The organism is Enterobacter cloacae complex sp. 382A5, assembly GCF_050031095.1.
Taxonomy (GTDB): Bacteria; Pseudomonadota; Gammaproteobacteria; order Enterobacterales; family Enterobacteriaceae; genus Enterobacter; species Enterobacter cloacae.
The window spans coordinates 2,750,493-2,768,469 of record NZ_JBLGVK010000001.1; the positions used below are offsets into that span (position 1 = coordinate 2,750,493).

At 53.6% G+C, this 17,977-nt stretch carries 19 protein-coding genes and 1 pseudogene; 10 read left to right on the top strand and 10 right to left on the bottom strand.

What is annotated here, in order from left to right; all coding sequences use genetic code 11:
• Positions 1–41: 41 nt before the first annotated feature.
• From pabB to ACQG2G_RS12980, 4 genes are all read left to right on the top strand, one after another.
• A complete protein-coding gene (gene pabB, locus ACQG2G_RS12965) occupies positions 42–1,370 on the top strand; it encodes an aminodeoxychorismate synthase component 1 (RefSeq protein ID WP_333037687.1) in 1,329 nt (442 codons plus the stop codon).
• 3 nt (positions 1,371–1,373) lie between these two features.
• Positions 1,374–1,952, top strand: coding sequence for a CoA pyrophosphatase (locus ACQG2G_RS12970; RefSeq protein ID WP_013096136.1), 579 nt, complete (start codon positions 1,374–1,376; stop codon positions 1,950–1,952).
• A 184-nt stretch (positions 1,953–2,136) separates the two neighbouring features.
• Entirely contained in the window at positions 2,137–3,501 is a 1,365-nt protein-coding gene (sdaA, locus tag ACQG2G_RS12975) for an L-serine ammonia-lyase (protein ID WP_038419892.1), read from the top strand.
• A 130-nt stretch (positions 3,502–3,631) separates the two neighbouring features.
• Positions 3,632–5,230 (top strand): EAL domain-containing protein, encoded by a 1,599-nt coding sequence (locus tag ACQG2G_RS12980; protein WP_038419893.1) that lies wholly within the window; start codon positions 3,632–3,634, stop codon positions 5,228–5,230.
• 6 nt (positions 5,231–5,236) lie between these two features.
• On the opposite strand, the gene yoaE is transcribed toward ACQG2G_RS12980, so the two are convergent.
• Positions 5,237–6,796, bottom strand: coding sequence for a CNNM family cation transport protein YoaE (gene yoaE, locus ACQG2G_RS12985; RefSeq protein WP_013096133.1), 1,560 nt, complete (start codon positions 6,794–6,796; stop codon positions 5,237–5,239).
• On the bottom strand, positions 6,784–6,993 hold the full coding sequence (locus tag ACQG2G_RS12990) for a protein YoaL (RefSeq protein ID WP_071843273.1): 210 nt from the start codon (positions 6,991–6,993) through the stop codon (positions 6,784–6,786). The genes yoaE and ACQG2G_RS12990 overlap by 13 nt, the downstream gene beginning before the upstream one ends.
• Before the next feature lie 264 nt (positions 6,994–7,257).
• On the opposite strand from ACQG2G_RS12990, the gene manX reads away from it, so the two are divergent.
• The 5 genes from manX (at position 7,258) to mntP (ending at position 11,410) form a co-directional block, all read left to right on the top strand.
• Complete coding sequence (gene manX / locus ACQG2G_RS12995; RefSeq protein ID WP_250020558.1) at positions 7,258–8,223, top strand: PTS mannose transporter subunit IIAB; 966 nt, start codon at positions 7,258–7,260, stop codon at positions 8,221–8,223.
• A gap of 47 nt (positions 8,224–8,270) precedes the next feature.
• Positions 8,271–9,071 (top strand): PTS mannose transporter subunit IIC, encoded by an 801-nt coding sequence (gene manY / locus ACQG2G_RS13000; RefSeq protein WP_003859914.1) that lies wholly within the window; start codon positions 8,271–8,273, stop codon positions 9,069–9,071.
• A 12-nt stretch (positions 9,072–9,083) separates the two neighbouring features.
• Positions 9,084–9,935 (top strand): PTS mannose transporter subunit IID, encoded by an 852-nt coding sequence (locus ACQG2G_RS13005; RefSeq protein ID WP_006175979.1) that lies wholly within the window; start codon positions 9,084–9,086, stop codon positions 9,933–9,935.
• A 54-nt stretch (positions 9,936–9,989) separates the two neighbouring features.
• Entirely contained in the window at positions 9,990–10,448 is a 459-nt protein-coding gene (locus ACQG2G_RS13010) for a DUF986 family protein (protein ID WP_426769271.1), read from the top strand.
• Between the two features lie 395 nt (positions 10,449–10,843).
• Positions 10,844–11,410: a manganese efflux pump MntP gene (mntP, locus tag ACQG2G_RS13015; RefSeq protein ID WP_013096130.1), complete on the top strand. Its 567-nt coding sequence runs from the start codon at positions 10,844–10,846 to the stop codon at positions 11,408–11,410.
• Here mntP and rlmA read toward each other — a convergent pair.
• From rlmA to mgrB, 7 genes and pseudogenes are all read right to left on the bottom strand, one after another.
• Positions 11,407–12,222: a 23S rRNA (guanine(745)-N(1))-methyltransferase gene (rlmA, locus tag ACQG2G_RS13020; RefSeq protein WP_047023051.1), complete on the bottom strand. Its 816-nt coding sequence runs from the start codon at positions 12,220–12,222 to the stop codon at positions 11,407–11,409. The genes mntP and rlmA overlap by 4 nt on opposite strands.
• A gap of 67 nt (positions 12,223–12,289) precedes the next feature.
• A complete protein-coding gene (gene ftsI, locus ACQG2G_RS13025; protein WP_072193823.1) occupies positions 12,290–13,996 on the bottom strand; it encodes a peptidoglycan glycosyltransferase FtsI in 1,707 nt (568 codons plus the stop codon).
• Positions 13,997–14,226: 230 nt separating this feature from the next.
• Positions 14,227–14,436: a transcription antiterminator/RNA stability regulator CspE gene (gene cspE, locus ACQG2G_RS13030; RefSeq protein WP_001062678.1), complete on the bottom strand. Its 210-nt coding sequence runs from the start codon at positions 14,434–14,436 to the stop codon at positions 14,227–14,229.
• Between the two features lie 12 nt (positions 14,437–14,448).
• Positions 14,449–14,593, bottom strand: a pseudogene (locus tag ACQG2G_RS13035) (DUF2627 domain-containing protein).
• Between the two features lie 525 nt (positions 14,594–15,118).
• The gene (locus ACQG2G_RS13040; protein WP_348595901.1) at positions 15,119–16,108 is read right to left on the bottom strand and encodes an MBL fold metallo-hydrolase; all 990 of its coding nucleotides are present in this window, start codon (positions 16,106–16,108) and stop codon (positions 15,119–15,121) included.
• Positions 16,109–16,131: 23 nt separating this feature from the next.
• Entirely contained in the window at positions 16,132–16,422 is a 291-nt protein-coding gene (locus ACQG2G_RS13045) for a YebO family protein (RefSeq protein ID WP_023620462.1), read from the bottom strand.
• A 74-nt stretch (positions 16,423–16,496) separates the two neighbouring features.
• On the bottom strand, positions 16,497–16,640 hold the full coding sequence (mgrB, locus tag ACQG2G_RS13050) for a PhoP/PhoQ regulator MgrB (protein WP_013096124.1): 144 nt from the start codon (positions 16,638–16,640) through the stop codon (positions 16,497–16,499).
• 159 nt (positions 16,641–16,799) lie between these two features.
• Here mgrB and ACQG2G_RS13055 point away from each other — a divergent pair, with 159 nt between their 5' ends.
• Positions 16,800–17,039, top strand: a complete 240-nt coding sequence (locus ACQG2G_RS13055) for a YobH family protein (protein ID WP_013096123.1) — start codon at positions 16,800–16,802, stop codon at positions 17,037–17,039.
• 67 nt (positions 17,040–17,106) lie between these two features.
• On the opposite strand, the gene kdgR is transcribed toward ACQG2G_RS13055, so the two are convergent.
• Positions 17,107–17,898, bottom strand: a complete 792-nt coding sequence (gene kdgR / locus ACQG2G_RS13060) for a DNA-binding transcriptional regulator KdgR (RefSeq protein WP_013096122.1) — start codon at positions 17,896–17,898, stop codon at positions 17,107–17,109.
• Positions 17,899–17,977: the final 79 nt, after the last annotated feature.

Consider the following 17,977-nt stretch of genomic DNA (forward strand, 5'->3'; position numbering starts at 1 on the left):
TTCGCGCTAATTATTTCACGCTGCCCGGTAGTATGCCACACATGAACATGCGCTTCCCCACTGTTATTACCCTGCCGTGGCGTACTGACGCCGCTGAATTCTGGTTTGCTCGTCTGAGCCATCTTCCCTGGGCGATGCTGCTGCATTCCGGCCATGCGGACCATCCTTACAGCCGCTTCGACATTGTGGTTGCTGATCCGGTGCGCACGGTGACATCCGAAAACCAGCCCTCCACGCACGATCCGCTGATCAAGCTTCAGGAGGCTATCGACGAGCTGGGTTTGTCTGCCACGCCGAACCCGGATCTTCCCTTCCAGGGCGGTGCGCTGGGCGTGTTTGGCTATGACCTTGGTCGCCGCTTTGAAACGCTGCCTTCCGTTGCGAAGGCAGATATTCCGCTGCCGGATATGGCGGTGGGACTTTACGACTGGGCGCTGATTGTCGATCACCATAAAGAGGTGGTCTCCCTGCTCAGCCATTCGGATGTGGAGGCACGCCTGGCGTGGCTGAACGCACAGCAGCCCTTAGCCGCGCCGGATTTCCGTCTGACCTCTGCGTGGCGTTCAAACATGACCCCGCAGACCTATGCGGAAAAATTCGCACGCGTGCAGGCGTATCTGCAAAGCGGCGATTGTTATCAGGTTAACCTTGCCCAGCGCTTCCAGGCGACGTATCAGGGCGATGAATGGCAGGCCTTTACCCGCCTCAATGCCAGCAACCGGGCACCTTTCAGTGCGTTTATCCGTCTCGATCAGGGCGCGATCCTGAGTCTTTCGCCTGAGCGGTTTATTCATCTGGCGGAAGGCAAGATCCAGACACGCCCGATTAAAGGGACCTTGCCGCGCCTGAGCGATCCGGCTGCCGACCGCCAGCAGGCGGAAAAGCTCGCCGCGTCACCGAAGGACCGCGCCGAAAATTTAATGATTGTCGACCTGATGCGCAACGACATTGGCCGGGTGGCGGTACCGGGCAGCGTTCGCGTGCCGGAGCTGTTCGTCGTCGAGCCTTTCCCGGCGGTGCATCATCTGGTCAGCACCATTACCGCACAGCTGCCGGCTTCGCGTACCCCCTGCGATCTTCTGCGCGCCGCGTTCCCGGGTGGCTCCATCACCGGCGCGCCAAAAGTGCGGGCGATGGAGATTATCGATGAGCTGGAACCGCACCGTCGCAACGCCTGGTGCGGCAGCATTGGCTACGTTAGCGTCTGCGGCACGCTGGATACCAGCATCACTATTCGCACCCTGACGGCCTGCGACGGCCAGCTTTACTGTTCCGCAGGCGGCGGGATTGTTGCTGACAGCCAGGTCGAGGCGGAATATCAGGAAACTTTTGATAAAGTTAACCGTATCCTGCAACAACTGGAGAACTGACGGGTGGAGAGAGAGAACCTGACGCTGGATGATTTTCTGTCGCGCTTTCAGCTTTTGCGGCCACAGGTGAGCCGCGAAGCGCTTAATCAACGTCAGGCGGCGGTGCTGATCCCCGTGGTGCGTCGTGAGCAGCCCGGTTTGCTGCTGACCCAGCGCTCCCCTCATTTACGCAAACATGCCGGTCAGGTCGCTTTCCCCGGCGGCGCGGTAGACAGCAGCGATGCCTCGCTGATTGCCGCGGCGCTGCGTGAAGCGCAGGAAGAGGTGGCGATCCCACCGGAGGCCGTCGAGATTGTCGGCGTCCTCCCGCCGGTGGACAGCGTGACCGGTTTCCAGGTGACGCCGGTGGTGGGCATTATCCCGCCCGGCCTGCAGTATCACGCCAGTGTTGATGAGGTGTCTGCGGTGTTTGAAATGCCACTGGAAGAAGCCCTTCGCCTCAGTCGCTATCACCCGCTGGATATTCAGCGCCGTGGGCACGATCATCGGGTCTGGTTGTCCTGGTATCAGCATTATTTTGTCTGGGGCATGACGGCGGGCATCATTCGTGAACTGGCTCTGCAAATCGGCCTGAAGCCTTGACTATACTTTACATTCCACCCTCTTTTGTCAGGTTTGCGATCGGCGTCGCGCTATTAGCAAAACCATCGTTAACCATTAGTTTAATTCATGTGAATAGTTAAGCCGAGGTCGATGTTCCCTCTTACACTATGCGCAGTTATAACATCGTTACTGGAACCCCGGTAACCCTGTCAGGAGTGTGAAAGTGATTAGTATATTCGACATGTTCAAAGTGGGAATTGGCCCTTCGTCTTCCCATACTGTTGGGCCGATGAAGGCCGGTAAACAGTTCGTCGATGATCTGGTCGAAAAAGGATTACTGGAAAGCGTTACCCGTGTCGCTGTGGATGTCTACGGCTCACTGTCATTAACGGGTAAAGGCCACCACACCGATATCGCCATTATTATGGGTCTGGCGGGCAATATGCCGGACACTGTAGATATTGATGCCATCCCGGCATTCATCCGTGACGTGGAAGCGCGCGGTCGTCTGCTGCTGGCTAACGGCCAGCACGAAGTGGATTTCCCGCAGGATGACGGGATGCGTTTTCGTAGCGACAACCTGCCGCTGCATGAAAACGGCATGACCATCCATGCCTGGAATGGCGAAAAAGAGATTTACAGCAAAACGTACTACTCCATCGGCGGTGGATTCATCGTGGATGAAGAGCATTTCGGTAAAGAGAGCACCGGCGACGTCAACGTGCCGTATCCGTTCAAATCGGCCACCGAGATGTTGGGTTATTGCAAAGAGACCGGCCTGTCGCTGTCCGGCATGGTGATGCAGAACGAACTGGCACTGCACAGCAAAAAAGAGATCGAAGACTATTTTGCAAACGTATGGCAGACCATGCGCGCCTGTATCGATCGCGGGATGAACACCGAAGGCGTGCTGCCGGGTCCGCTGCGCGTACCGCGTCGTGCCTCTGCCCTGCGCCGCATGCTGGTGACCACCGATAAATTCTCCAACGACCCGATGAACGTGGTCGACTGGGTGAATATGTTCGCTCTGGCAGTTAACGAAGAAAACGCTGCCGGTGGCCGCGTAGTGACGGCGCCCACCAACGGTGCGTGCGGTATTGTTCCGGCGGTGCTGGCTTATTACGATCACTTTATTGAACCTGTTACGCCAGATATCTACATCCGTTACTTCCTGGCGGCAGGTGCCATTGGTGCGCTGTACAAAATGAACGCCTCTATCTCTGGCGCTGAAGTAGGATGCCAGGGTGAAGTGGGTGTGGCCTGTTCCATGGCGGCCGCTGGTCTGGCTGAACTGCTGGGCGCAAGCCCTGAGCAGGTTTGCGTGGCGGCGGAAATCGGTATGGAACATAACCTGGGCCTGACCTGTGACCCGGTTGCCGGGCAGGTGCAGGTACCGTGCATTGAGCGTAACGCCATTGCGTCGGTGAAAGCGATTAACGCCTCACGTATGGCAATGCGCCGTACCAGCGAGCCTCGCGTGTCGCTGGATAAAGTTATTGAGACCATGTACGAAACCGGTAAAGACATGAACGCGAAGTACCGTGAGACTTCCCGTGGTGGTCTGGCCATTAAGGTACAGTGCGACTAATACCTCCCCTCGCCCATCTGCAACGGATGGGCGAAATTTCCTTCTGATTCTCGTCGCCTTTCACTTTCCCCACTACACTTTCACTGTTGCGTCTGGCTTTTGGGGCTGGAGGTGTATCAGGCGACCGTTCATGCAAACCGCACAAACGATCATTAAAAACTATCGCCGAAAACGCGTTATCGTCTGCGTGACGGTTGCGCTCCTTACGCTCATCCTGACGTTGGGCATTCGATTTATTTCACAGCGCAATGTTAATCAACAACGCATTGTCGATTTCGCCAGCCATACCGTTCGCTCACTTGAAAACGTCCTGCTTTCTCTGGATAACCGCCGACCGGAGTTGTTGGATCTTGTCGGCCAGCCGTGCCCGCAGGCGCATCTGACTCTGCGTAAGCAGGCCGCCATTTTACAGACCGTCCGCTCGATTACCCTGATTAAAGAGGGGATCCTCTACTGCTCCAGTATTTTTGGCAGTCGCGCCGTCCCGGTTCATGAATTATTTCCCGAACTGCCGTCAGGTCTGCCAAAACTGATTTTATCGACCGATAAGTGGCTGCTTAAAGGCAGCCCTATTCTTATCCAGTGGCACCCGACGTCACAACGCGGTGAAGAGGGGGTGATGGAGGTGATCAATATCGATCTTATCACCAGAATGATCCTTGAGCCGCCCCGCCCGCTTATCACTGACGTGGCGTTAACCGTGGGAGATCGCTCTTTACGCTACGGTCAAGGTATTACCGACGCGCTGAAGTTTAATGAGGCTGACTCGCGAATAGAGGAAGTCTCTACACGCTTTCCATTTACCATCACGGTCAGTGGGCCGGGTCCTGGCGCGCTGGCACTTAAAAGCCTGCCGGCACAGCTGCCGCTGGGGTTAATGCTGAGTCTGGTTCTGGGGTATCTGGCCTGGCTGGCCACAGCAAACCGGATGAGCTTCACGTGGGAGATCGATATGGGGATTGCGGCGCGGGAATTTGAGCTTTTCTGTCAGCCGCTGGTTAATGCCCGTACGCAGGAGTGTATCGGCGTGGAAATTCTTCTGCGCTGGAACAACCCGCGTCAGGGTTGGATCTCCCCGGAAGTGTTCATCCCTCTGGCAGAAGAACATAACCTTATTGTTCCCCTGACGCGCTACGTGATTGCCGAGACGGTACGCCAGATAGGCTACTTCCCCTCCCACCCGGGCTTTCACATCGGTATTAACGTGGCGGCCAGCCACTTCCGTCACGCCGTGCTACTTCAGGATCTGAACCGTTACTGGTTCAGTGCAAACCCGAGCCAGCGGCTGGTTATCGAACTCACGGAGCGTGACGCGCTGGTCGATGCAGATTATCGCATCGTGCGCGAGCTGCATCGCAAAGGGGTCAAACTGGCTATCGACGATTTTGGTACCGGGAACAGTTCGCTCTCCTGGCTTGAAAAGCTTCATCCTGACGTACTGAAAATCGACCAGTCCTTTACTACCGCCATTGGGACCGATGCCGTGAACTCAACGGTGACAGATATCATTATTGCGCTGGGTCAGCGGCTGAATATTGAGCTGGTTGCGGAAGGGGTCGAAACGGAGGAGCAGGCGCGCTACTTACGCCGACACGGTGTTCATACTCTGCAGGGGTATTTCTATGCGCGGCCGATGCCGCTGCGGGATTTTCCACAATGGCTGGCGGAGAGTTCACCTCCGCCAGCGCATCATAACGGGCACATCGTGCCCTTAATGCCGTTGCGTTAAGAAGCGTTACTCATCTTCGTCGTGCACGGATTGCTCTTTAACAATACGCACCATATCAACGCGATAGTCGTTGGCTTCAACAATGGTAATGCTCAACGGGGGCAGTTCAATCACATCCCCCACGCGCGGGATCTGCCCGTTTACGGCGATGACCAGACCGGCCACAGTGGCAATGTCTTCTTCATCGTTGACCACGTTTTCCAGCCCCAGCGTATGCGAAAGCGCGTGCAGGTCAGTGGTACCTTTCACCAGCCAGCCTTCACCATCGGCCACGATTTCCGGTGTTTCGTCCTCATCCGGGAATTCACCGGCAATGGCTTCAAGCACGTCCAGCGGCGTGACCAGCCCCTGCACCACACCGAACTCGTTGGTGACAATCACGAAGCTGCCGCGGGCACGGCGCAGAACGCCAAGCAGGTTGATGGGGTCCAGCGTTTCCGGTACCACGATAGCCGGTGAGGCGGCGGCGATGGCTTCGACGTCAACGCCCTCTTCCAGCGCGACCAGCATCTCTTTGGCACGCACGACACCGATGATCTCATCCAGCTCACCACGACACACCGGGAACAGGCTGTGCGGTGAAGAGAGCAGCTGCTGACGAATTTCATCAACGCTCAACCGGGAATCTACCCAGCTGATCTCGCCGCGCGGGGTCATGATGCCGCGCAGTGAACGGGAGGCCAGGGAGAGAACGCCGTTAATCATATAACGCTCTTCTTCCACAAATGCCCCTTCCGGCACCGGAACCGGGTTACGGTTCTCGGTGTCACTCTGCACATTCACCTGACGGCGACCGCCCATCAGGCGCAGGATGGCATCCGCCGTACGGGCACGCAGCGGCTGATTGGACTGCTGCTTAATAAAGTTACGGCGTGCAATCTGGTTAAACAGTTCGATCAGGATCGAGAAGCCAATCGCGGCATACAGATAACCTTTCGGAATATGGAAACCGAAACCTTCCGCAACGAGGCTCAGACCGATCATCAGCAGGAAGCTCAGACACAGCACCACGACCGTCGGATGTTGATTCACAAAGCGGGTCAGCGGTTTAGACGCCAGCAGCATAACCGCCATAGCGATAACCACAGCCGCCATCATCACCGGGAGATGGTTCACCATACCCACCGCTGTGATCACCGCATCAAGCGAGAAGACAGCATCCAGCACCACGATTTGCAGCACCACAACCCAGAAGCTGGCATAGCCTTTGCCATGTCCATCGTCATGCTGACGGTTCTCCAGCCGCTCGTGCAGTTCTGTCGTTGCTTTAAAGAGCAGGAATATCCCCCCGAGCAGCATGATCAAATCGCGGCCAGAGAAGGTGAAATCCATGACGGTAAAGAGCGGTTTTGTCAGGGTGACCATCCACGAGATCACGGACAGCAGCGCCAGACGCATAACCAGCGCCAGCGAGAGGCCGATCAGACGCGCTTTATCACGCTGTTTTGGCGGCAGTTTGTCCGCGAGGATGGCGATAAACACCAGGTTATCAATGCCGAGAACGATCTCCAGCACCACCAGCGTGAGCAATCCCACCCAGATTGACGGGTCCATTAAGAATTCCATGACAAGCTCCTGCTAAAGGAATGACGAAACGGTGCCCCACTCAATGTGGGCAAAACAGCGGTAAACAGAGTCGATACGTGGCGAGGATCGCCGGTGAAAAAGGCGCGAAGTGGCCTGATAGATGACTGACGTCGGTGACGGTCCATATAGTGGGCTGTAGCCCTATACTCCTGATCAATTAAACGGAGGCTAAACATATCAGAGACATTACGTTTTTAGCAAAGATTTACGTTCCTTTGCAAAAACGTGAAAAGGCAGAATTTGTGTTGAGTAATTTCTGATTTTCGAAACCTAAATTACGGATCTTCATCACATAAATTATTTTTTCACTATCTAAAATAATTCGCGTAAGTCTGAGCTTTTTTAACTCTAACCCTTATCTGAATCGATTCGGTTCGCCAATACGATTCTCAGTACGTCTGCCTGGCAGAGGTATTAATGATAATAAAAGGAGGTAGCAAGTGACCATTGCTATTGTCATAGGCACACATGGTTGGGCTGCAGAGCAGCTACTCAAAACAGCAGAGATGCTGTTGGGCGAGCAGGAAAACGTCGGCTGGATCGATTTCGTTCCCGGTGAAAACGCCGAGACGCTGATTGAGAAATACACGGCTCAACTGTCGAAGCTGGATACCAGCAAAGGCGTGCTGTTTCTCGTTGATACATGGGGCGGCAGCCCGTTCAACGCTGCCAGCCGCATTGTCGTCGATAAAGAGCACTATGAAGTTGTCGCCGGGGTCAATATCCCGATGCTGGTGGAAACCTTCATGGCACGCGACGACAATCCGGCTTTTGATGAGCTGGTTGCCCTGGCGGTCGAAACCGGTCGCGAAGGCGTGAAAGCGCTGAAGGCACAGCCGGTTGAGAAACCCACACCGGCGGCTGCCGCGGCACCGAAAGCCGCTGCCCCCGCAAAACCAATGGGCCCGAACGATTATATGGTGATTGGCCTTGCGCGCATCGATGACCGTTTAATTCACGGCCAGGTGGCAACGCGCTGGACTAAAGAGACCAACGTTCAACGTATTATCGTGGTCAGCGACGAAGTGGCCGCCGACACGGTGCGTAAAACCCTCCTCACCCAGGTTGCTCCTCCGGGCGTTACCGCGCACGTGGTGGATGTCGCCAAGATGATCCGCGTCTATAACAACCCGAAATATGCCGGTGAACGCGTGATGCTTCTGTTCACTAACCCGACAGACGTCGAGCGCATTGTTGAAGGCGGCGTGAAAATCACCTCCGTGAACATTGGTGGTATGGCTTTCCGTCAGGGCAAAACGCAGGTCAACAACGCGATTTCAGTCGATGCGAAGGATATCGAGGCATTTAACAAGTTGAATGCTCGCGGTATTGAACTGGAAGCCCGTAAGGTTTCCACGGACCCGAAACTGAAAATGATGGATTTGATCGGCAAAGTTGGGAAATAAGCCCGCGCCGGTTTTTCACATAAAGATTATGCAATAGGAGAAGTACAATGGAGATTACCACTCTTCAGATTGTGCTGGTGTTCATCGTCGCGTGTATTGCGGGTATGGAATCCGTACTTGATGAATTTCAGTTCCACCGCCCTCTGGTGGCCTGTACGTTGATTGGCGCCGTTCTCGGTGATATGAAAACCGGTATCATCATCGGTGGTACCCTGGAAATGATCGCCCTTGGCTGGATGAACATCGGTGCGGCGGTTGCGCCCGATGCCGCGCTGGCGTCCATTATTTCAACTGTGTTGGTCATTGCCGGTCATCAAAGCATCGGTGCCGGTATCGCTCTGGCAATTCCGTTGGCCGCCGCAGGCCAGGTACTGACCATTATCGTTCGTACTATCACCGTGGCTTTCCAGCACGCGGCGGATAAGGCGGCCGAAAACGGCAACCTCACGGCGCTCTCCTGGATCCACGTCTCGTCCCTGTTCCTGCAGGCGATGCGTATCGCTATTCCGGCCGTTATCGTCGCTATCTCCGTAGGGACCAGCGAAGTTCAGGGCATGCTCAACGCCATCCCTGAAGTGGTCACCAGCGGTCTGAACATCGCCGGTGGTATGATCGTGGTGGTTGGTTATGCGATGGTCATCAACATGATGCGCGCAGGCTACCTGATGCCATTCTTCTACCTGGGCTTCGTAACCGCGGCGTTCACCAACTTCAACCTGGTTGCTCTGGGTGTGATTGGTGCGGTAATGGCAATTCTCTACATCCAGCTCAGCCCGAAATATAACCGCGTTGCGGGTGCCCCAGCGCAGGCTGCTGGTAATAACGATCTCGATAACGAACTGGACTAACAGGTGAGCGAAATGGTTGATATGACTAAAACTACCCCTGAGAAGAAACTCACTCCGGGTGATATTCGTGGCGTGTTCATCCGTTCTAACCTGTTTCAGGGTTCATGGAACTTCGAACGTATGCAGGCCCTGGGCTTCTGCTTCTCCATGGTACCGGCGATCAAACGCCTCTACCCGGAGAACAACGAAGCACGTCGCCAGGCGATTAAGCGTCACCTGGAATTCTTTAACACCCATCCTTACGTAGCGGCACCGGTACTGGGCGTTACCCTGGCGATGGAAGAGCAGCGTGCAAACGGCGCAGAGATCGACGATGGTGCCATCAACGGTATTAAAGTCGGTCTGATGGGTCCGCTGGCAGGCGTAGGTGATCCGATCTTCTGGGGTACCGTTCGTCCGGTCTTTGCAGCGCTGGGCGCGGGTATCGCGATGAGCGGCAGCCTTCTCGGTCCGCTGCTGTTCTTCATCCTCTTCAATGCGGTGCGTCTGCTGACCCGTTACTACGGCGTGGCGTACGGTTACCGTAAAGGGGTGGATATCGTTAAAGATATGGGCGGCGGCTTCCTGCAAAAACTGACAGAGGGGGCGTCAATCCTCGGCCTGTTTGTGATGGGGGCGCTGGTTAACAAGTGGACGCACGTGAACATCCCGCTGGTGGTTTCAACCATCACCGGACAGGATGGGCAAACCCGTGTGACCACCGTGCAGACCATCCTTGACCAGCTGATGCCTGGCCTGGTGCCGCTGCTGTTGACCTTCGCCTGTATGTGGCTGCTGCGTAAGAAAGTGAACCCGCTGTGGATCATCGTTGGCTTCTTCGTCATCGGTATCGCGGGCTACGCTGTTGGTCTGTTGGGCCTGTAAAGCTTTATGTTATACGCCGGGGGCTTGCCCCCGGTTTTTTTATCTGGAGGATGAATGACTGTCACGGACACCGTACTGGTTTTGTTTATTGTTGCCCTTCTGGCTTACGCGATCTATGACGAGTTCATTATGCCTCGCCGCCACGGCGAGACGCTGCTAACCCTTCCCCTCTTACGCCGCGGACGCATTGATGCGTTTATCTTCGCCGGTCTGGTGGTCATCCTGATTTACAATAACGTGACCAGCCATGGTGCAATATTAACCACATGGTTATTATGTGCGCTGGCAATAATGGCGATTTACCTGTTCTGGATCCGTTCGCCAAAACTCATTTTTAAAAAACACGGATTCTTCTTTGCCAATGTCTGGATAGAATATAACCGCATTAAAGAGATGAATTTATCTGAAGACGGGGTGCTGGTAATGCAATTAGAACAGCGCCGCCTGCTCATTCGTGTCAAAAATATAGATGACCTGGAAAAGATATACAAATTACTCATTAAAACTCAATAAGTTATATTTATAGCATCGGCTATATTCCGTGTTAACGTTGCTCACGAAATATAGCCATAGCTATATTCCATTGTTTTTATCCTTCCTATTTTTTAACGCTATTTTTACGAATAAATCTAAATGAAAATCGTTATCAACAAGACAATAAAATAATACCCCGCTGTTGTTGTTTTATATTCTCAAAATATGTTAAGGTTGCGCCCGTCGTTGGGGAGTAGCTAATTTCCTGTACTCAGGAAATGTACGTGTCAACATACTCGTTGAAAAACGTGGCGCGTACGGATCGTTTTCTGCACATCATTGTGCGACGGTCAGGCGAGACCATAGATACATCAACTGCTGTTTACTGGGGGCAGTGATGTGTCATATGGATATCTCCCGGTCTGGACGCTTGTATGAACATCTCCGCCACCATTCTTCTCGCTTTCGGCATGTCCATGGATGCTTTTGCTGCTTCCATCGGAAAAGGTGCCACACTCCATAAACCAAAATTTTCTGAAGCGCTGCGCACAGGTCTGATTTTCGGTGCTATCGAAACCCTGACGCCGCTTATCGGCTGGGGCCTGGGTATGCTGGCCAGCCAGTTTGTACTGGAGTGGAACCACTGGATTGCGTTTGTGCTGCTGGTGTTTCTCGGCGGACGAATGGTGATTGAAGGATTCCGTGGCAACAGCGATGAAGATGAAGAGCCTCAGCACCGCCACGGTTTCTGGCTGCTGGTCACCACCGCAATTGCCACCAGCCTTGACGCGATGGCCGTCGGTGTTGGTCTGGCCTTCCTGCAGGTGAATATCATTGCCACCGCGCTGGCCATTGGTTGCGCCACACTGATTATGTCCACCCTGGGCATGATGGTTGGCCGTTTTATCGGCCCGCTGCTGGGTAAGCGAGCCGAGATCCTGGGCGGGATCGTGTTAATCGGTATTGGTGCCCAGATACTCTGGGCACACTTCGCGGGTTAACCTTCGCGCTGCCAGCAGTGGATGCTGAAATCCGTCTGGCAGCGAAACGTGGCCTGTGCAGCCAGCGTCTCCCGGACAGCCGGTTTTGCCCGCCAGGCAAACGGCGTCATTTGCAGTAACGCCACGGCTTCATCCCCTGTCAGATCCATCTCATACGCTACGGTTTCTTCCTGCCTGAGCACAAAACCAGCCAGTTGTTCTGAATGGGGAGCATGCAGGCGAACCTCGTCATAAATCAGCCCTTTCAGCTCCATCAGATGACGTGGTCCTGGCGTGACGGTTATCACCCAGCCGCCGGGTTTCACCACCCGAGCCAGCTCTTCTGCCTTACAGGGAGCATAAATACGCACAACGGCATCCATGCTGGCATCTTCAAACGGCAGCCTGTGGCTTGAGGCCACGCAGAACATCACCCCCGCGTAGCGTTTTGCCGCTGCGCGGATCGCCGCTTTCGACACGTCCAGACCCGTCGTCTGCGCGCCCTTCCCGGCGGCAATCTCGGCAAACCTTGCGGTGTAATACCCTTCACCACAGCCGATATCCAGCAGAGCGGAGGCACTCTGCGTCAGCGTGTGGTCCAGCAGCTGAGCGACACTCTCCCTTAGCGGCTTGTAATGTCCGGCATCCAGAAATGCACGTCGCGCCTGCATCATCTCTGCGCTGTCGCCCGGATCGCGGGAGCGTTTATGCTGCACCGGCAGAAGATTCACATACCCCTCTTTCGCCATATCAAACTGATGTCCCTGCGGACACGCATAACTTTTCTCAGAACGCGTCAGGCGCGCGTGACAAAGGGGGCAACTGAAGGGCATGACAACTCCGGGGCATAAATCAAAGGGCGAAGTGTACCGCTATTCGCCCCGTTATAAAACGCCAGGGTTAACGCATGACGATAAGGTGGCCGGAATCAGCCGGCAAGCCATCCGGTTTCACGTTCTCCAGGCGCAGCACATTCCCCATGATCTCACTGAAAACGGGCGCTGAAACGGCACCACCATAATAGGCACCGTTCTGCGGATCGTTTATGACTACCACCAGCGCAAAACGCGGGTCGCTGGCAGGCGCAACGCCTGCGGTATAGGCGACATACTTATCGACGTACTTGCCACTGTCATCAATCTTTTTCGCCGTCCCGGTTTTGACCGCCACCCGGTAATCCCGTACCGCGGCCTTCACTCCTCCACCGCCCGGAAGCGCCACGCTTTCCATCATGTGTTCCACTTCATGGGCAATCTCTTCTGGCATGACTCTGTGGCCTATCACCGGCGGGTCGATACGGGTGATCGAGAGCGGGCGCTCAAGCCCATACCCGCCAATGGTGGCGTAGACATGGGCCAGCTGAAGGGGCGTCACCATCAGGCCGTAGCCGAAGGCAAAGGTTGCCCTGTCGAGTTGACTCCAGAATTTACGCTGCGGCAGTAACCCTGAGCTTTCGCCCGTTAAGCCCAACCCGGTATTGGTGCCAAAGCCAAAGTTCCGGTAGGTATCGATAAGATGCTGGATGGGCATCGCCAGAGAGAGACGGGAAACACCGGTGTCGCTCGATTTTTGCAGGATCCCGGTCATCGTCAGTTCCGGATAGTAACCCACATCGCGGATACGGTGACCGTCAAGGGTATACGGATGGGTATCAATGACGCTGTCCGGTTGCACCAGCCCCTGCTGCAATGCCGTCATCAGAACCAGCGGCTTAACGGTGGAGCCGGGTTCGAAGGTATCGCTAATGGCACGATTACGAAAATCGTTTAACGTTGCACCTTCACGATTGTTTGGGTTGAAATCGGGATAGCTCGCCATGGCGAGTATTTCCCCTGTGGGGATATTGATCAGGACCGATGCACCCGACTCGGCTTTATTCCAGGCAACCGCATTATCAAGCGCGTCCTCGGTGATGGTTTGCAGACGCTCGTCAATGCTCAACTGGATATTATGCGCAGGAACGGGCGCCACTTCGGTCAGGTTTTCCACCACGCGTCCATAGCGGTCCTCCCTCACCTGCCGGACCCCGGCCTTCCCCATCAGCTGCGCGTTGAAGCTCTTCTCTACGCCTTCAATCCCCTGGCCATCAATATTGGTAAAACCGATAAGGTTTGCGGCCACATGGCCTGCCGGATAAAAACGCCGGGACTCATCGCGCAGGTTGATGCCTGGCAAATTGAGTTTATCGATCCACTGCGCCTGAGCAGGATCCACCTGACGGGCAAGGTAAATGAAGCGCCCCTGTGGATTGCTGTTAATACGCGATGCCAGCGTGCTGAGGGAGAGATGCAGCGCGCTGGCCAGCGCCTGCCAGCGGTCATCAAACCCTACCCCACCTTTTGCCAGCACCGTTTTGGGGTCGGCCCACACGGCCCTGACGGGCACACTCACCGCCAGCGGACGGCCTTCACGGTCCATGATCATGCCACGCGGTGCATCAATCGCCACCTCACGCAGCGATCGCATATCTTCCTGTTTTACCAGATTGTCAGGTTTAATAATCTGCAGCCAGGCAACGCGTCCCAGTAAAAATGCCAGGCTGCAAAAAATAGCAAAACAGAGCAGAGCAAAACGTGCCGGGGTGAAACTGCCGGCACTCGGTATCATTTTCTTCTTCACCTGAACCCCAGGGCTGTTGAACAACGCCCTGATTTAACGGGAAAAGCCGCTGTGGAGGGGGGAAAACAGTGCTAATAATCTCGTAGCTTTGCAACAAGTTACTAACAGAGACAGGGATGGTAATATTTTGAAAGATAAGGCATATAAAAAAGCCCCGCGTTTGCGAGGCTTTATGTCTGAGATTGAAGTGCTACGCGCTTCAGTCAGCAGCGGTTCGATCAGATAGCAGTTACGTTAACTGCAGCTGGGCCTTTCTGGCCGTCCTGAATTTCGAACTCAACGTTCTGGCCTTCAGCCAGAGTTTTGAAGCCGTTACCCTGGATTGCAGAGAAGTGTACGAACACGTCTTTGCTGCCGTCAGCAGGAGTAATGAAACCAAAACCTTTAGACTCGTTGAACCACTTAACTTGACCTTTAATCTTTGCCATTTGCAAAATTCCTTAGAGTGTTTTCTTAGCCCGCAGGCATTGACTGAGATAAAACTGAGACATTACTGCTTGAGGCACTAATATAAGGTTCGGCAGAGAAGCGGTATTCAACGACAACGTGTTTACTCAGGACTTCTTTACTGAAAATGCCACACATAAACAGAACTGTACCTCGTTTGACCCAAAACGTGTTATCACACACTATGTTTAATATGGCAAGCCATTTTTAAACATGTCTCGATCCGCCGCACAAATTCGAACACAGCCTGTAAGGATTTGCACATTTATGCTTACCGCATACAAACCAGTCCTCGTCCTTATACAGACTCAACGTTGCTTTCACACCCGCTGTAATCAAAGACTTTTTTAACATAGCTCAATCATTACAATGCGTCCAGCAACCCACGAAAGAAAGCCGGAAACAGTGATTGATTTAGAACATTTTGTGAAAAGTTATGCTCAAATCATTGTAACGCAACTGTATTGTTACAAAGAAAATACACAGCTAATAAGCCCGGCCAAACTGTGTTAAAAATCACCAGATAATAAAAAAGTTATGCACCAAAATAATGAAATTTTTATGACTCTGCCTCAAAAGAAGGCAAGCAAAACGTTTCGATAAAAATAAAACATTAGATAGTGGCTTTAATAGCAGAATATATGCAACAAACCATCGCTTCGCTTACAAGGATAAATATTCACCAATTTTCAGTATCCTGAAGGAATTATTAACCGGTGCTAAATTAACAAGCGCGTCAGTTAACTCTCTGACTGGTTCATCCAGTGATTCATCCGCCAGTTCAAACACGCCCCAGTGAATGGGAAAAGCTAAGGGACTTCCCAGTTGCTGCCACAATGCGACGGCAGATTGCGGATCCATATGGTGTACCGCCATGAACCATCTTGGTGCATAGGCGCCAATGGGCAACGCGGCGGCGTCGATTTTGCCCAATCGTTCCGGGATCAAAAGCAGCTCCGGAGAGTAACCCGTATCGCCGCTAAACCAGAAACGGCGGTGTCGTCCCTCAAAGACCCAGCCACACCACAGAGAGCGATTGCGGTTCCAGAATGTTCGCATGCTCCAGTGCTGTGCCGGAACGGCGGTCAGGGTTATCCCCTGCCAGGTGATACTCTGCCACCAGTCGAGCTCAACGATGCGCCTTGCTCCCCGGCGGCGAAACCATTGTGCAAGTCCTAACGGCACGAAGAAACTGACGTCGGGAAAGCGCTTCAGGATACGGCGAACGGTCGCGTCATCAAGGTGATCGTAATGATTGTGGGAGATAACCACTGCATCAAGCTGCGTGAGTTGTTCCACAGAGAGAACGGGAGGCGTTCTGCGCAGGGGCCCCAGGAACGGTACGGGAGAGGCGCGTCGGGAAAATACCGGGTCGGTGAGAAGAGTATTGCCGTCCATTTGCAGCAGCATACTCGCATGCCCCAGCCACCATACCCCATCTTCATGAGGTTGATTAAGCGACACGGGCTGCCACCACTGGCGGATAAAGTCGTCATAACCGAGCGCAGGGGGTTTGGGCAAACCGGCTTCTTTACGCGCTTTACGCCAGCGCTCAAGGTCGCCGGGCTGATGCCCAACGGGACAGGTATTCTGAAAACCGTTCGGTGTGTGATGCTTCAGGGAGGCGTCATACCAGGGATTTTTCCAGACCACAACCACCTCCCAGGTCAGAAAGATTAACGCTCTGCCACCAGACGGATAAAATCGTCTTTGTCGTCGCTCTCTTCCGCAGCAGCCTCTTTCGCCGTCTCTTTCTCTTCCGGTTCGTTAGCCTCACACAGACGGCGTAACAGCGCATTCTGACGCTTTTGCTGATCGAGCAGCGCTTCCAGCAGTTCGATCTGCTCGTTCGTCCGGGAGCTCGCGCGGTTCACGAAAAACCAGATGACAAGTCCCACCAGCAAAACAACGACAGAAACCATCAGGGATGCCATATTCAGCAGCCCTGAATTCAGTAACTCACCCATTTCACCACCTCAATAAAAACGCTCATTTTACCACTGGCGCGAAGGAAGGAAATCACCTTAAGAAAAAATGCCTGTTACCACGGAATAAACTTATTGATTGCGCAAACGCCGCTAAAAAACTGTACATCCTGATCGCACATCACATTGATCGTCTGCGTCCACAACACCACGCATGCAATCAGCACGATAACCAGAATTACCCAGCGTATTTTTTTCACTCCACACTCCGTCTTAACACCTGTTGCATACAGGTTATCACGGTTATCTTAAACAAGGACTAACTGTAACGCCTGTAAGCCCTTTTCAGAATCATGCACTTGTTTCATAGAGTAAACCGTTTAGTCTTGAGGCATGACAACAAAGATAAAGAGGCAATGATGCATTTAATCATTCGAACAATTATTGCACTGGCCGTAGTATGGATTGGCCTTTTATTAACCGGATATGGCGTGCTTGTGGGGAGCACCGAAAACGCAGCTGGATTAGGTATCCAGTGTAAATACCTGACCGCCCAGGGAATGAGCACCGCCCAGTACCTGCATTCTGATAGCGGGATCATCGGGTTAACCAACTGCCCGGTCCTGCGTAAAACTTCCGTCGTCATTGATAACGGTTAATTACCCTTTTTTACGACCGATAAAAAACGCCGCAATGTCTGCGGCGTTTTTTCATGCTGAGAGGGGGTTAAAACGGATACGCGTTATAGCCCATCTGCTCAGAAATCTTACGCGCGGCGGTATGAAGAATAGCAACATACTCATGCAGACGCTCTTCTGAGAAGCGCAGCGTCGGGAAGGAGATACTGAGACCCGCAATCACCACACCAAAGCGGTCAAATACCGGCACACCAATGCAGCGCAGCCCTTCTTCCTGCTCTTCGTTATCTTCGCCATAGCCCTGCTCACGTACCTTATCAAGCACCGTCAGCAGTTCGTCCGTGCTGGTGATGGTACGCTGGGTGCTGCGTTTGTACTCCACCCCATCCAGAATCTGCTTCACTTCTTCACGGTCACGCCAGGCCAGCAGAACTTTGCCGATAGCCGTGCTGTATAACGGATTGCGACGCCCAATGCGAGAGTACATGCGCAGGTTATACATTGAGTCAATTTTATGGATGTAAACAATGCTGTCTTCATCCAGAGCACCCAGGTGAATGGTTTCTTTGGTCAGACGAGAGAGCTCACGCATCTGGATATCTGCACTACGCACCAGGTCAACGTTTTGCAGCGCACGGGCACCTAATTCGAACAGTTTCAGCGTCAGAGAATATTTTTCAGACTCGCCTTCCTGCGCGACATACCCCAGTGACTTCATGGTTTGCAAAAAGCGATAAACGGTGCTTTTCGACATCATCACACGCTGCGACAATTCTGTAATACCAATTTCACGCTCTTCTCCGAGCGCCTGCAGGATGCCAAACACCTTCAGCACGGAAGAAACAGAATCGGGTTGTTTATCCAAATCTGCAATTGCCATTCATCACCTCATAGAGAGTGTTTTATAAAAATCAGAACCGGTTTTTATTATAAATTCCCGTCATGCCTGCTGCAATCAA